Origin of the sequence: Methylophaga pinxianii (genome assembly GCF_020447225.1) — a bacterium.
GTDB lineage: Bacteria > Pseudomonadota > Gammaproteobacteria > Nitrosococcales > Methylophagaceae > Methylophaga > Methylophaga pinxianii.
On the sequence record NZ_JAJAEO010000156.1, the window covers coordinates 1 to 12,493 of the forward strand.

Below are 12,493 nucleotides of genomic sequence, written 5' to 3' on the forward strand. Positions count from 1 at the left end.
AGTGTGGGAGTTCCCATGTGAAAGTAGGTCACTGCCAGGCTTTTATATAAAGCAATACCCGGTCCTTACAGAGGCCCGGGTATTTTTTTGTCTCAAGGTTTGGGATGGCGTTTTCTTGAACAGGCCACCCCATGTGACATTTTTGCCGGGAGCAAAAATGGACGCCAGAGGCGCCCGAAGGGCTGGGCACAGGAAGTGCCCAGTCAAAGTAGGTCACCGATAACTGCTCCTGTGTTATCGGCATACATCACATCCATGTGAATAACTGCCAGGCTTTTATATAATAGAAAAGGCCAATCTCGAGCGAGATTGGCCTTTTTTATTCTCTATCGTTTAGACAATGTGACTTACTTGAACAGAGTGACCGATAACCGCTCCTGCGTTCCCGGCGCACATCACATGCAATGAAAATAACTGCGAGGCTTTGGATAGGTCACCAACACTGCCAGGCGTTCACTTGGCCGGTACGACAGGCTGATGGAAGCAAGCTCCGTACCAGCCCGGTTATCGGCAGAACGAAAGCCCACAGGTTCCGGGAAGAGACGATAAACCAAGGAGATCCCTGGGGGGATGTTATTGATTTTTATCTTAGTAAGGTATCTGTGTTCTGATTCGGGAGCCCAAGTCTAGGAGAACATAGTAGTACCACGCAGATGGCAATATCGTACACAATTAGGTTTGATTTTCCTGCTGTGTAATATGCGTCCAGAAGCCATCTTGTTAGACTATACGTCAATAAACTCAGTTGACGAAACGACAACTTGATTACGTCCATTATTTTTGGCTTCATATAATGCAACATCAGCTGCTTTAATGATGTCGGATTTTTCAACAAGCGTATTATGCAAGTAAGCCACACCAAAGGAGGCTGTTATAGAAGGGAGGGGTTTATTCTGATATAACAACTCCCAAGCAGCAACTTCCTGGCAAAGCATTTCTGCTCGCTTAATCAGGTCAGCTTTATCAATGTCTGGCATGATAATTATGAATTCTTCACCGCCATAGCGACAGATAACATCACTACTACGAAAATGACTTTTTAAGATGTTGGCATATTCAACAAGAACGAGATCACCAGCATCATGTCCATAATCATCATTAAATTGTTTGAAATGATCAATGTCTGAAAGAATGAGTCCAAGTCCATGTTGGGCCCTTGCACAACGATGAATTTCACGTTCGAGGCTTTCTTCCATAAAGCGGCGATTAAAGAGGTAAGTCAACGGATCCCGAACAGATTGAGATTGTAACGCTTCTTTAAGTTTCAAACTGACAAGGGACAAAGCAAGATTATCTGCAGTAATTTTAACTAGGCGTTTTCGGGATTCTACATAATAGGTTTTTTCTTCTCCAACTTTGTGTTTTGCGCCATTAAATTCGATATGCAGCATGCCGAGCATTTCGCCCTGTGCAATAATTGGCTCGCAGATATAGTTACTAACACCTTCACTTACATGCTTACAGCGGAGTCTTCCATCATTATCAAGTGTTGTGTGCTCCTTACCCTGGCGCAACGACCAACAGTCGTCAGGTGCAATAACCGGCGCACTTTTGATGTGTTCGGTAATTCCCCAGGTTGTCATTGATTCTACAAGTGTTTTTTTATCATTAAATAAATATAAAGCACCTGTGCAATCAGGAAAAATCTGCTCGGCATAATAGGAGACAATCGGATAGGTTTCATCAACGGATCGGCACACTTGGAGATATGAATTAAGCTGATTTATCAGGTTCATTTCATAGTTATATTGTGTCAGTTCCTGATGAGACTTTTTCAATTCATCTTCTGATAATTTTTGTTCAGTAATATCTGTTGAGGAACCTACAAAACCTGCAAAGCGGCCATGACCATCTATGTATGTATGGCTCACCGTGATCAATAAAGTGTCTGTATTCCCCATCACGGCGTCGTAAGCGGTATTCCATTGTAAATGGTTTATAAGTTTCAAAGGCATCCTTGAATACAGTTAAACAGTAGTCTCGATCTTCAGGGTGTAATGCATTAAACCAAGCCTTTCCACCTAGCTTCTCAACCTTTTCACGGCCAATAAAATTTTTATATTGATTATTGGTAAAAATTACATTTCCATGAATGTCTGTGAGCCACAGCGTAACAGGTGCATCTTCAGCCAGTGTTTGGAAGTTAATATCTTCCAATTGCATTGCCGGAGATTGTTCATTTGCTTCATCCATTCCAGTATTTAACGCCATTGTTAAATCATTCCCTTACTGTGTGACTATGGTGATAATCAATATTTATCGGTTCTATATGAATATATATCTATGACCAACGATTAAATAAATAATGCTAATTAAGCATACCTTGGCGAGCAAATAAATTTAAGTCAAGTCAGCTTTGTAGTTTTCTGCCTTAAACCGAGGCGTACATAAGGCCAGAAAAACAAGATCTTTAGCTCCTGTATTGGAAATTCTTTGTCGAGTATTGCGTGGAATAATAACGACATCGCCTATGTTCACTTCTTGAGGGAGTAAATTACCAATTTCTACGACGCCACTTCCTTCCAGAATAACGTATCGTTCAGTGGTATTTACTAAATAGTGCCATTGGGTGGTCACTCCCGGTTCAACCCTGGCTCGGGCTACCGAAAGCTCAGGATCTTCTACGTTATTTGATAATTCATTGATAAAGCAGCCTTCAATAAAAAAGTATTCCTGGCCTGCTTGATAATGCTGTATTTTTGATTTCATAAGCAGATTTTAAACAAAGCCGAATCTATTAAGCAAAATAACGATTTATGGTTTGGCATCTTCTATGCAGATATTTTCATGTCACCCTGTAAGGAGGTGTTCCATGAAAACATTCATTTTTCTGTTAGTCATTTCATTTGGTGTACAGGCGAACGAGTTAGCTTCTTGGAGTCGCCTGATATTATCAGGCGGATCTCATATCATGATAGGTTTTGTTCCGCCGGAATTGAAACGGGCTGAAATTCTGAATATTTTTATTGAAGGTGATGGTGAGCCTGGTATCGCATTGAGGCTAGCACAGGAAACCGGGGGAGATAGCGTTTATATCGGTCGCCCCTGTCAGTTTCTGAAAGTAACACGGTTCAATTCATGTAACCGTGAATTATGGACTTCACACCGATATTCACAAGCAGTGGTTGATTCCATGGATATGGCGATAACTGAAATAAAAAACAGGTATCAAGCAAATCAAATTCGCTTAATTGGTTATTCGGGTGGAGGGGCTATTGCTTCAATCATTGCATCAAAAAGGGGCGATGTTGCACTGTTAGTGACCGTTGCCGGTAATCTCGATCACAAATGGTGGACAGAATTCAATGATTCGGCCCCTCTAACCGGGTCGTTAAATCCAATAGATTATAGTGCTGAATTAGAGACCATACCTCAGGTGCACTTGATAGGTGATCATGATTCTGTCGTGCCTGGGTCAGTATTAATGTCCTATCTGTCTAAATTCAAAACACGTGAAAAAATAAAAAGTTACCTAGTGGGTGGGGCTGATCACACCTGTTGCTGGTCAATGGCCGTAGCGGAGGTGCTACCGGAGTAAAATACCAATGGCTGGCTAGCTTAGGCTAGCCAGCCATTCATCATCCGACCCTTCATTCATACCTTCGAATAAATAAGTTGAAAGATAGCGTTCGCCTGTATCAGGCAGCATGGCAAGAATCACCGAACCTTCAGCAGCATTTTCAGCAACTTTCATAGCTGCAGCGACAGTTCCACCACAAGATAATCCACAGAAGATGCCTTCTTCACTGGCTAGACGTAATGCCCAGCTTTTTGATTCTTCATCGGTAACAGGATACAGTTCGTCATGAATATCCCGATTTAAAACATCCGGAATGAAATCCGGAGTCCAGCCTTGAATTTTATGTGGATGCCAGTCATCTCCAGCTAACATCGAAGCAGCAGCGGGTTCTGTTGCAACAATTCTGGTATCTGGTCTGGCAAGTTTTATCATTTCACCTGCACCTGTTAAGGTTCCACCTGTACCCCAACCAGAAACCCAATAATCAAGACGTTTTCCTGCGAAGTCACTGAGAATTTCAGGACCGGTGGTATTTCGATGAAAGGCAGGATTGGCAGGATTTTCAAATTGTCGGGCAAGGAACCAGCCATGTTTTTCAGCAAGTTCCTCGGCCTTTTTTACCATTCCTGTACCTTTTTCTGCTGCCGGGGTAAGAATAACTTTAGCACCCAGTGCACGCATGATTTTACGGCGTTCAATAGAAAAGGTTTCTACCATAGTGGCAACAAACGGGTATCCCTTTGCTGCACAAACCATAGCTAGAGCAATACCAGTGTTGCCTGACGTTGCTTCAATCACTGTTTGGCCAGGTTTTAGTACTCCACGTTTTTCTGCATCATCAATGACCGCAAAGGCCAGTCGATCTTTGACGGAAGCCATGGGGTTGAATGCTTCAACCTTAACGTACATTTCCACGTGTTTGGGAGCAATATTGTTTAAACGTACGATAGGGGTATTACCGATAGTATCGAGAATGCTGTTATAGATCATAAAAACTCAGCCGATTTGATTAGATATTCAAAGCTTACACTAAATTGCATTAGCAAAAAAATCCTCTGCAAGTTTTAGGTTCGTGCATACAAAAACAGCCACAAAGTGGCTGTTTTTTTTGGATATAAAATTGGTCTGTCAGGAAACGCTGTTACTGACATGAATATTTTGTTTAGTTGATTGTTTTGCTGGTTGCTTACTATCAGGATTGGAAGTTAGTTCTAATGCTTTCAGAATATTTTGTCGTGTTATTGAACCGACCAGGCGATTTTCTTTGATAACCGGCAAACATTTATAAGGTGTCTGTAAAAACTTTTCTGCGACTTCGATTATCGATGCTTCAAAATCAATGGTCTCTACCTTATTGTGCATGTACTCTTCGACTCTGCCAGCCGACTCTCCTTGATAAGCAGCATTGAGTGCTACTTGCATGCAGTCCTTTTCAGAGAGAAAACCAATCAGGTTTCCATGCTGATCAATAACAGGAGCGCCGGATATTTTAAACTCAATCAGTTGATGAATCGCCCGTAGCACATCCATTTCTGGAGTAAAGGTGATTTTGGTGCCATTCATATGGTCTTTAACTTTGAGTGATGCAAGCATGGGCTACTCCCTGACGCTATTTAATTTTGTTGTGCCCTTTTTCGGGCTTCACACTCTTCTTTTTCCTGAACTGAACAGGCGCCACCACAACTTCCTGAAAGGCCTACCTGATTCAATCCTCCACAACTGCCTTTTATTGCCGAACGGCCAAAAATTACACCGATGGCCATAGCCATAACAGCCAGTAAAATAATGACAAATGCGGCAAGGAAAGTATTCATTTTAGCCTCCGAAATCATCAAGCATGATATTTTCAGGTTCAACACCTAAATCTTCGAGCATTTTGATGACTGCTGAGTTCATCATCGGGGGACCACACATATAATATTCACAATCCTCGGGAGCCGGATGGTTTTTTAAATAGTTTTCATAAATGACATTATGAATAAACCCTGTGTAGCCGGTCCAGTTATCTTCTGGTAAAGCATCTGATAAAGCTACGTGCCACGTAAAGTTATCATTTTCAGCGGCCAGTTCATCAAAATCTTCTGTGTAGAACATCTCACGCAAACTACGAGCACCGTACCAGAAGGTCATTTTACGTTTTGATTTAAGGCGGCGTAACTGATCAAAGATGTGAGAGCGCATAGGAGCCATACCGGCACCCCCACCTATAAATACCATTTCTTTATCCGTGTCTTTGGCAAAGAACTCACCAAAGGGTCCTGAAATTGTCACTTTATCACCGGGCTTAAGATCAAATATATAAGAAGACATAATGCCGGGTGGAACATCATCTGCGTTTGGCGGTGGGGAAGCGATCCGTACATTCAGCATCACGATACCCTTTTCATCCGGGTAGTTTGCCATCGAGTAAGCACGAACGACATTCTCTTTCACTACAGACTTGTAACGCCACAGGTCAAAACGATCCCAGTCTGGACGGTATTCATCAGCAATAATGAAATTTTTGTATTCAACCGTATGAGGAGGGCATTCTATCTGGATAAATCCGCCAGCCCTAAAATTGACGTTTTCGCCTTCCGGCAATTCAAGAATCAGTTCTTTGATAAAGGTGGCAACATTATCATTGGAGCGAACAGTACATTCCCACTTTTTAACACCGAAAACTTCTTCCGGTACCTGGATACGCATATTCTGTTTAACTGCAACCTGACAAGATAAACGATCACCTTCCGCTGCTTCACGTTTAGTGATGTGTGATTCTTCGGTGGGCAGTATAGAACCACCACCTTCGAAGATTTTTACTTTGCATTGGGCACAGGTACCGCCTCCACCACAGGCAGAAGATACAAATAGATTTGCATCCGCCAGAGCCCCAAGTAATTTGCCACCGGCTTTGGTTTTAATCGTTTTTTCATCATTAATGATAATTTCAATATCACCTGTCGCAACCAATTTGGAGCGGGCACTGAGAATGACGAATACCAGCACCATGATGATAAGTGTAAATAATACAATGCCTAAGATGATTTCCATTAGAGTTGAATCCCCGAAAATGCCATGAACCCTAACGCCATCAAACCGGCGGTTATAAAGGTAATGCCAAGCCCTTGTAAGCCGTCAGGTACATCGGAATATTTAAGTTTCTCTCTGATCCCTGCGATGGCAGTAATCGCTAGTGCCCAACCCAAGCCACTGCCAACACCATAAACAGCACTTTCTGCCAGATTATAATCACGTTCAACCATGAATAATGTGCCGCCAAGGATGGCGCAGTTCACCGTAATCAGTGGTAAGAAAATACCCAGGGCGTTATAGAGGGAGGGGACATATTTATCCATCGCCATTTCGATAATCTGCACCATTGCGGCGATAACACCAATGTAGCTGATAAGACCTAGAAAGCTTAAATCTACATCTGGTAAACCAGCCCAGGACAGTGCGCCCTCCTTGAGCAAGTATTGATAAATTAAATTGTTGGTCGGCACCGTAACAGCCTGAACCAATACCACCGCAATGCCAAGACCTAAAGCAGTTTCAATTTTCTTGGAAACCGCAAGAAAGGTACACATACCCAAAAAGAAAGCTAATGCCAGATTTTCGACAAAAATCGAGCGAATAAACAGACTGAGGTAATGCTCCATTACAATACCTCCGTGCGATGTACTTGATGAATTTGATAATCCGGTGCTTCAACCTGTTGCGGCTTCCAGCTGCGGATAGCCCAAATCATCAGACCAATGATGAAAAACGCACTTGGCGGTAACAGCATCAAACCATTGGGTACATACCAGCCACCTTCATTCGCGACCGGGATAATCGTCTGCCCAAACAGTTTTCCAGCACCAAATAGTTCACGGAAGAAAGCCACAACAAGTAATACAACGCTGTAACCTAATCCATTTCCCAGACCATCAAGAAAACTCATACCAGGAGAGTTTTTCATGGCATAAGCTTCGGCACGTCCCAAGACGATACAGTTGGTGATAATTAAGCCAACAAAGACGGATAATTGTTTGCTCGCCTCGTAAGCATAGGCCTTGAGAATCTGGTCAACGATGATAACCAGAGAGGCAATCACCGTCATTTGAACAATAATCCGAATACTTGAGGGAATATGGTGACGGATTAAACTGATAATCGCTCCGGAAAATGCTGTCACCGAAGTCAAAGCGATACACATTATCAGTGCTGCTGTCATATTGGTTGTTACTGCCAGAGCAGAACAAATACCTAAAACTTGTAAGGTTATCGGGTTATTATCAATGATTGGATCGATAACATTATTTTTTGCTTGGCTTGCCATCAGTTAATCCCCCGTTCGGAACGCATATTTTTTAAATAAGGGCCAAAGCCGTCTTCACCTAACCAAAATGAAATCATATTGGAAACACCCTTGCTGGTAAGGGTGGCACCGGATAATCCATCGACTTTGTATTCTGCTTGGGGGGAATTATTATCAACATAACCGCGGGCAACACGGAACTCCACATTGCCATTTTCATCGTATATCTTTTTGCCTTCCCATTTCGCCAGCCAGCGAGGGTTTTCTATCTCGCCACCCAAGCCTGGTGTTTCAGCGTGTTCATAAAAGCGCAGGCCTTGAATAGTATTGAAGTCACTTCCTAAGGAGAGGAAACCGTACATGGTTGACCATAATCCATACCCATGAATAGGGATGACCAGCTGCTGGATTTCTTCACCTTCCCTAAGAATATAAATAGGGACGTACTTAGCGCGTGAGCCGATACTTGCAATATCCTCCTGATCATTCAGACGAACACCTAGATCAGGAGAGCCAGCGGCTTTACGTTGATCATAAGTGGCCGGATCCAGATCCGTTTCAGCATACTGCCCGGTTGACAGATCCACTAAGCGCACTTCAAATTTTTCAAATGCGGCTTCCATATCCATACCTGGCTCAAACTGGCCGGTAACTGCCAGAATGTTTTGTCGGATATCATTTTTTTGATTTACCACCTGGCGTGATTTCAATGAGACCGCTGCAGTGGAGACCATAACCGAACATACCAGACAAAGCACAATGGCAATGAAGATGGTTTTTTTCGGATCGTCATTAGGCCTCTGCAAGAGCTGGCCCAAAAACCCTTTTTTCTGTGTGATTTCTGCCATGGTTAGCTTCGCTGTAGTCTTCGTTTAATGTTGGACTGAACGACAAAATAGTCGATAAGAGGGGCAAATATATTGGCGAACAGAATGGCTAGCATAATGCCTTCTGGAAAGGCAGGATTAATGACGCGTATCAGAACGGTCATAAAGCCAATCAGAATACCGTATATCCAGCGTCCTTTATTCGTCATAGCTGCCGATACCGGATCGGTGGCCATAAAAACCATACCAAAGGCAAAACCGCCAAGCGATAAATGCCAGTACCAGGGTAGGCCAAACATGGGGTTAGTATCACTACCTATCATGTTAAACAGCCAGCTTGTCGCGACCATGCCTAGAAATACACCAAAAATAATGCGGAAAGAAGCAATTCGGGTATAAAGCAGGAAAGCTGCACCCAGCAAAATGGCCAAGGTAGAGGTTTCCCCTAACGAACCTGGCATATGTCCAATAAAAGTTTGTGTCCAGGTATAGCCAGCTTCAGTGACGGCTTCCAACCCCCCTAATGCTGCAAGAGCAAGGGGTGTCGCGCCAGTATAGCCATCAATGGCTGTCCAGACAGCGTCACCGGACATTTGTGCAGGATAAGCAAAGTATAAGAATGCCCGACCGGTTAATGCCGGGTTCAAGAAGTTTTTGCCGGTACCACCAAATACTTCTTTACCAATGACTACACCAAATATGATACCTAGAGCGACTTGCCATAATGGCGTAGAGGGTGGAAGAGTCAGGCTGTAAAGCATCGAGGTAACCAGAAAGCCTTCATTGACCTCATGGTTTCTCACCGCGGCAAAGATGACTTCAAATATACCGCCGGCAATCAAGGTGGTGAGATAGATAGGAATAAAGTAAAGCAATCCATGGAACATGTTTGAGAACACGCTGTTGGGATCGTATCCAACACCGAAGCTGGTGAGAATCCAACCGCGCCATCCCTCAAGTGTCGACATGCCGAGTTGTGCCATTGCACTATTGGCTTGAAAACCCGTATTCCAAAGCATCAACAATAATACTGGGAAAGTCGCCAGGACGACATAACTCATCACTCGTTTAAGGTCGATACCATCACGTACATGAGGTGAACCACGAGTTACATCGCCAGGACTGTAGATGAACGTATCGATCATCTCATAAACGGCAAAGTACTTCTCGTAAGGTCCGCCTTTTTGGAATGACGGCTCTATCCGGTCTAGGAATCTTCTTAAACGCGCCATGGTTATCCTTCTTTTTCTATTTGTGTAAGATTGGCTCTCAGCGCAGGGCCATAGTCATATTTGCCTGAACAGACATATGAGCATAAGGCCAAGTCTTCTTCATCTAACTCAAGGCACCCCAACGCCTGAGCAGTATCAGTATCTCTGACCAATAAAGCTCTCAGCAGTTGCGTTGGCAATATGTCTAACGGCATCACAGTTTCAAATACACCTACTGGAACCATGGCGCGTGGACTGCCATTTTGCGAGGTGGTAAGAGGCAAGTCTTTTTTGCCAAATATTTTGCTGAAAAATACGTTGAGTGCAGAGTATTTATTCGCTCCGCCTGGACGAATCCAGCCCAGAAGCTCGCGATGAGTTCCTTCTTCAAGTACAGAAATTTGGTTATGAAAACGGCCCAGATAGGCTGCCCAGTTATTGGCTGTATGGCCATTAAAGACAGAGCCTGAGATAACACGTGAACGCACATTTTGTCCTTCACCGCGAACTAAATCTTCAGTATTCGCACCAAGTCGAGTACGAATTAATCGAGGATTATTCACCATAGGGCCAGCCAGTGAGATAATCCGTTCGACCCAGAGGCGGCCCGTGGTGAAAAGTTTACCTATTGCGATGACATCCTGGTAACCGATATGCCAAACCGTTTTGTTGACACTGACGGGTTCAATAAAATGAATATGAGTTCCTACCAAACCTGCGGGATGTGGGCCTGAGAAAGTGGGGGTTTCTAAATTTTTGATGTCTGGAGTAGGTAAAGCGGCTTTGGGTGATTGACAGAGATAGAGTTTACCGCTGGTCAGATGACTTAACACCGTTAGTCCATGACGAAAATCGTCTGCATATTCATTAATGATCAGGTTGGGATCCGCAGCAAGCGGATTGGTGTCGATGGCGGTAATGAAGATTGCCTTCGGTTCGCTATCCAGTTCTGGCGTTCGACTATATGGACGAGTGCGTAATGCTGTCCATAAACCAGACTCAACCAGATTCTGCTGAACTTGTTCACGTGTAAGCGTTGGCAGTTCACTCTCCGGGTACTGTTTAAAAGTAACTTCTTCGTCACCTTCAAGCTCAATCACTACTGATTGCAACGCCCGTTTGGCCCCTCGATTAATCGCTTTGATTATGCCAGCGCCGGGTGCTGTATAAGTTACACCGGAGATTTTTTTATCAGTGAATAATGCTTCACCTAGTTTTACCCGCTGACCCTCTTCAACCAGCATCGTTGGCTTCATACCAACGTATTCATGACCTAACACCGCAACCGATTGCACCGGATTAGCCTGGCTAATTTTTTGCTCCGGGGCACCGGCAAGGGGCAGTGTCAGCCCTTTCTTAATTGAGAAATGCATATCCCACCTAGTCAGAAGCAGTGCATGCGCACTGTTGGCTTTTGAAATTATCAGCGTAGGAGTATAGCGGCTTTACAGTACTTATGGGAAGCTTACCTTGCTATTGGCATGGTTATTTTTTCGTAATTATTGTGGCACTTTTAAGCCAGATGAAACCAATGAAAAAAGCACTGCTTGCCGTGAAAGCTGCCAGTATAAAAGTCCATTCAGGTCCGGGGTTTAGCCATAAATAACCACTTAGCAGACTACCGACCGCGCCACCCGCGCCAAAGCTCATACTGCTGTATAGCGCTTGGCCACGACCTTGATTACGCCCGGTGAAGTGTTGATGAACCCAGGCAATTGAGGCCGCATGATATGCACCATAACTGGCGGCATGTAATGTTTGGGCAGCAATAAGCATAAAAACATGATCGGCAAATAATGCAATGAGCAGCCAGCGAAAAGCCGCCAGCACAAGACTGCCAAGTAATACTTTACGAATACCAAAGCGGGGGAGCCATCGATGCATTATCAAAAAAACTAAAAGCTCTGCGATCACACCCAATGCCCATAGCTGTCCAATCATTGTGCGGCTGTAACCATGCTGCTCGAGATAAATACTGTAAAACGTATAGTAAGGACCGTGACTGACCAGCATTAAAAAACAGATAGCCAAAAAAGCACGAACGGCGGGTTGTTTGAGCAGCTTTCGAATAGGAACATGATTTAGACTGAGGTGACGGCTGGCTGATTCAGGTACCGTCAGGCTGATTAACCAAATCCCACTGATTGACAGTAATAAAGCATAAGGCACAATCCCGGCATCATACCGATCCATTAACCAGCCGAGTAAAACCACGACACAAATAAAACCGATGGAGCCCCATATCCGGATCTTGCTGTAATGATGACTGTTTTCCCCCAGATGCTGCAGAGTAGTAACTTCAAATTGTGGTAGAGACGCATTCCAGAAAAAGCTGAATACCATCATCACACCGGCAATCCAATAATAACTTTGTGAAATAAAAATGGCGGAGAATGCCAAAATGCTGAAAAAACTGGCCAACCTTACAATGTGTATACGTTGACCACGATGATCCGCAATCCACCCCCACACGTTGGGAGCAATGATTCGGGTTGCCAATAAAATGGCGGTTATTTCACCAATCTCCCTGGCGCTAAACCCTTCCCATTGCAGGTAAAGACCCCAATAGGGCACCAGAATACCCAAGGTTGCAAAATAAAATAGATAAAACCCTGACAATCGCCAGTAAGGTAGACCGGAAAAAGGCACCAGC

Annotated in this window: 14 protein-coding genes; 1 reads left to right on the forward strand and 13 read right to left on the reverse strand. The window is 43.9% G+C overall.

The features are described from left to right. Nucleotides 1-725: 725 nt before the first annotated feature. The 3 genes from LGT40_RS16340 to LGT40_RS04835 form a co-directional block, all read right to left on the reverse strand. Nucleotides 726-1,871, reverse strand: coding sequence for a sensor domain-containing diguanylate cyclase (locus LGT40_RS16340; RefSeq protein ID WP_226071436.1), 1,146 nt, complete (start codon nucleotides 1,869-1,871; stop codon nucleotides 726-728). Continuing rightward, the gene (locus LGT40_RS04830; protein ID WP_226071437.1) at nucleotides 1,801-2,211 is read right to left on the reverse strand and encodes a PAS domain-containing protein; all 411 of its coding nucleotides are present in this window, start codon (nucleotides 2,209-2,211) and stop codon (nucleotides 1,801-1,803) included. Before LGT40_RS04830 ends, LGT40_RS16340 begins: the two co-directional genes overlap by 71 nt. 129 nt (nucleotides 2,212-2,340) lie before the next feature. Next, nucleotides 2,341-2,709, reverse strand: coding sequence for a cupin domain-containing protein (locus LGT40_RS04835; RefSeq protein ID WP_226071438.1), 369 nt, complete (start codon nucleotides 2,707-2,709; stop codon nucleotides 2,341-2,343). 103 nt (nucleotides 2,710-2,812) lie between these two features. Here LGT40_RS04835 and LGT40_RS04840 point away from each other — a divergent pair, with 103 nt between their 5' ends. Next, nucleotides 2,813-3,538 carry an alpha/beta fold hydrolase gene (locus LGT40_RS04840; RefSeq protein WP_226071440.1) on the forward strand — a complete coding sequence of 242 codons (726 nt, stop codon included), beginning with the start codon at nucleotides 2,813-2,815 and terminating at the stop codon, nucleotides 3,536-3,538. Nucleotides 3,539-3,553: 15 nt separating this feature from the next. On the opposite strand, the gene cysK is transcribed toward LGT40_RS04840, so the two are convergent. The 10 genes from cysK to LGT40_RS04890 all read right to left on the reverse strand — a co-directional run bounded on the left by cysK (nucleotide 3,554) and on the right by LGT40_RS04890 (nucleotide 12,489). After that, nucleotides 3,554-4,510: a cysteine synthase A gene (gene cysK, locus LGT40_RS04845; protein ID WP_226071442.1), complete on the reverse strand. Its 957-nt coding sequence runs from the start codon at nucleotides 4,508-4,510 to the stop codon at nucleotides 3,554-3,556. Between the two features lie 138 nt (nucleotides 4,511-4,648). Further along, a complete protein-coding gene (locus LGT40_RS04850) occupies nucleotides 4,649-5,113 on the reverse strand; it encodes a CBS domain-containing protein (protein WP_226071443.1) in 465 nt (154 codons plus the stop codon). 20 nt (nucleotides 5,114-5,133) lie between these two features. Next, nucleotides 5,134-5,334, reverse strand: coding sequence for a (Na+)-NQR maturation NqrM (gene nqrM, locus LGT40_RS04855; RefSeq protein ID WP_226071444.1), 201 nt, complete (start codon nucleotides 5,332-5,334; stop codon nucleotides 5,134-5,136). A 1-nt stretch (nucleotide 5,335) separates the two neighbouring features. Then, nucleotides 5,336-6,553 carry an NADH:ubiquinone reductase (Na(+)-transporting) subunit F gene (gene nqrF, locus LGT40_RS04860; protein WP_226071445.1) on the reverse strand — a complete coding sequence of 406 codons (1,218 nt, stop codon included), beginning with the start codon at nucleotides 6,551-6,553 and terminating at the stop codon, nucleotides 5,336-5,338. Next, the gene (gene nqrE / locus LGT40_RS04865) at nucleotides 6,553-7,161 is read right to left on the reverse strand and encodes an NADH:ubiquinone reductase (Na(+)-transporting) subunit E (RefSeq protein WP_226071446.1); all 609 of its coding nucleotides are present in this window, start codon (nucleotides 7,159-7,161) and stop codon (nucleotides 6,553-6,555) included. The genes nqrF and nqrE overlap by 1 nt, the downstream gene beginning before the upstream one ends. Further along, nucleotides 7,161-7,823, reverse strand: a complete 663-nt coding sequence (locus LGT40_RS04870) for an NADH:ubiquinone reductase (Na(+)-transporting) subunit D (RefSeq protein ID WP_226071447.1) — start codon at nucleotides 7,821-7,823, stop codon at nucleotides 7,161-7,163. Before LGT40_RS04870 ends, nqrE begins: the two co-directional genes overlap by 1 nt. Next, nucleotides 7,823-8,650 (reverse strand): Na(+)-translocating NADH-quinone reductase subunit C, encoded by an 828-nt coding sequence (locus LGT40_RS04875; RefSeq protein ID WP_226071448.1) that lies wholly within the window; start codon nucleotides 8,648-8,650, stop codon nucleotides 7,823-7,825. Before LGT40_RS04875 ends, LGT40_RS04870 begins: the two co-directional genes overlap by 1 nt. Before the next feature lie 2 nt (nucleotides 8,651-8,652). Beyond that, complete coding sequence (locus tag LGT40_RS04880) at nucleotides 8,653-9,861, reverse strand: NADH:ubiquinone reductase (Na(+)-transporting) subunit B (protein ID WP_226071449.1); 1,209 nt, start codon at nucleotides 9,859-9,861, stop codon at nucleotides 8,653-8,655. Between the two features lie 2 nt (nucleotides 9,862-9,863). Then, on the reverse strand, nucleotides 9,864-11,213 hold the full coding sequence (locus LGT40_RS04885; protein ID WP_226071451.1) for a Na(+)-translocating NADH-quinone reductase subunit A: 1,350 nt from the start codon (nucleotides 11,211-11,213) through the stop codon (nucleotides 9,864-9,866). Nucleotides 11,214-11,325: 112 nt separating this feature from the next. Next, complete coding sequence (locus tag LGT40_RS04890) at nucleotides 11,326-12,489, reverse strand: MFS transporter (RefSeq protein ID WP_226071452.1); 1,164 nt, start codon at nucleotides 12,487-12,489, stop codon at nucleotides 11,326-11,328. Nucleotides 12,490-12,493: the final 4 nt, after the last annotated feature.

Coding starts and splice junctions, on each gene's coding strand:
- LGT40_RS04870 (WP_226071447.1), bottom strand. CDS start 7,823: ATGGCAAGCCAAGCAAAAAATAATGTTATCGATCCAATCATTGATAAT.
- LGT40_RS04875 (WP_226071448.1), bottom strand. CDS start 8,650: ATGGCAGAAATCACACAGAAAAAAGGGTTTTTGGGCCAGCTCTTGCAG.
- nqrM (WP_226071444.1), bottom strand. CDS start 5,334: ATGAATACTTTCCTTGCCGCATTTGTCATTATTTTACTGGCTGTTATG.
- LGT40_RS04885 (WP_226071451.1), bottom strand. CDS start 11,213: ATGCATTTCTCAATTAAGAAAGGGCTGACACTGCCCCTTGCCGGTGCC.
- LGT40_RS04880 (WP_226071449.1), bottom strand. CDS start 9,861: ATGGCGCGTTTAAGAAGATTCCTAGACCGGATAGAGCCGTCATTCCAA.
- LGT40_RS04830 (WP_226071437.1), bottom strand. CDS start 2,211: ATGGCGTTAAATACTGGAATGGATGAAGCAAATGAACAATCTCCGGCA.
- nqrE (WP_226071446.1), bottom strand. CDS start 7,161: ATGGAGCATTACCTCAGTCTGTTTATTCGCTCGATTTTTGTCGAAAAT.
- LGT40_RS04840 (WP_226071440.1), top strand. CDS start 2,813: ATGAAAACATTCATTTTTCTGTTAGTCATTTCATTTGGTGTACAGGCG.
- LGT40_RS04850 (WP_226071443.1), bottom strand. CDS start 5,113: ATGCTTGCATCACTCAAAGTTAAAGACCATATGAATGGCACCAAAATC.
- LGT40_RS04835 (WP_226071438.1), bottom strand. CDS start 2,709: ATGAAATCAAAAATACAGCATTATCAAGCAGGCCAGGAATACTTTTTT.
- nqrF (WP_226071445.1), bottom strand. CDS start 6,553: ATGGAAATCATCTTAGGCATTGTATTATTTACACTTATCATCATGGTG.
- cysK (WP_226071442.1), bottom strand. CDS start 4,510: ATGATCTATAACAGCATTCTCGATACTATCGGTAATACCCCTATCGTA.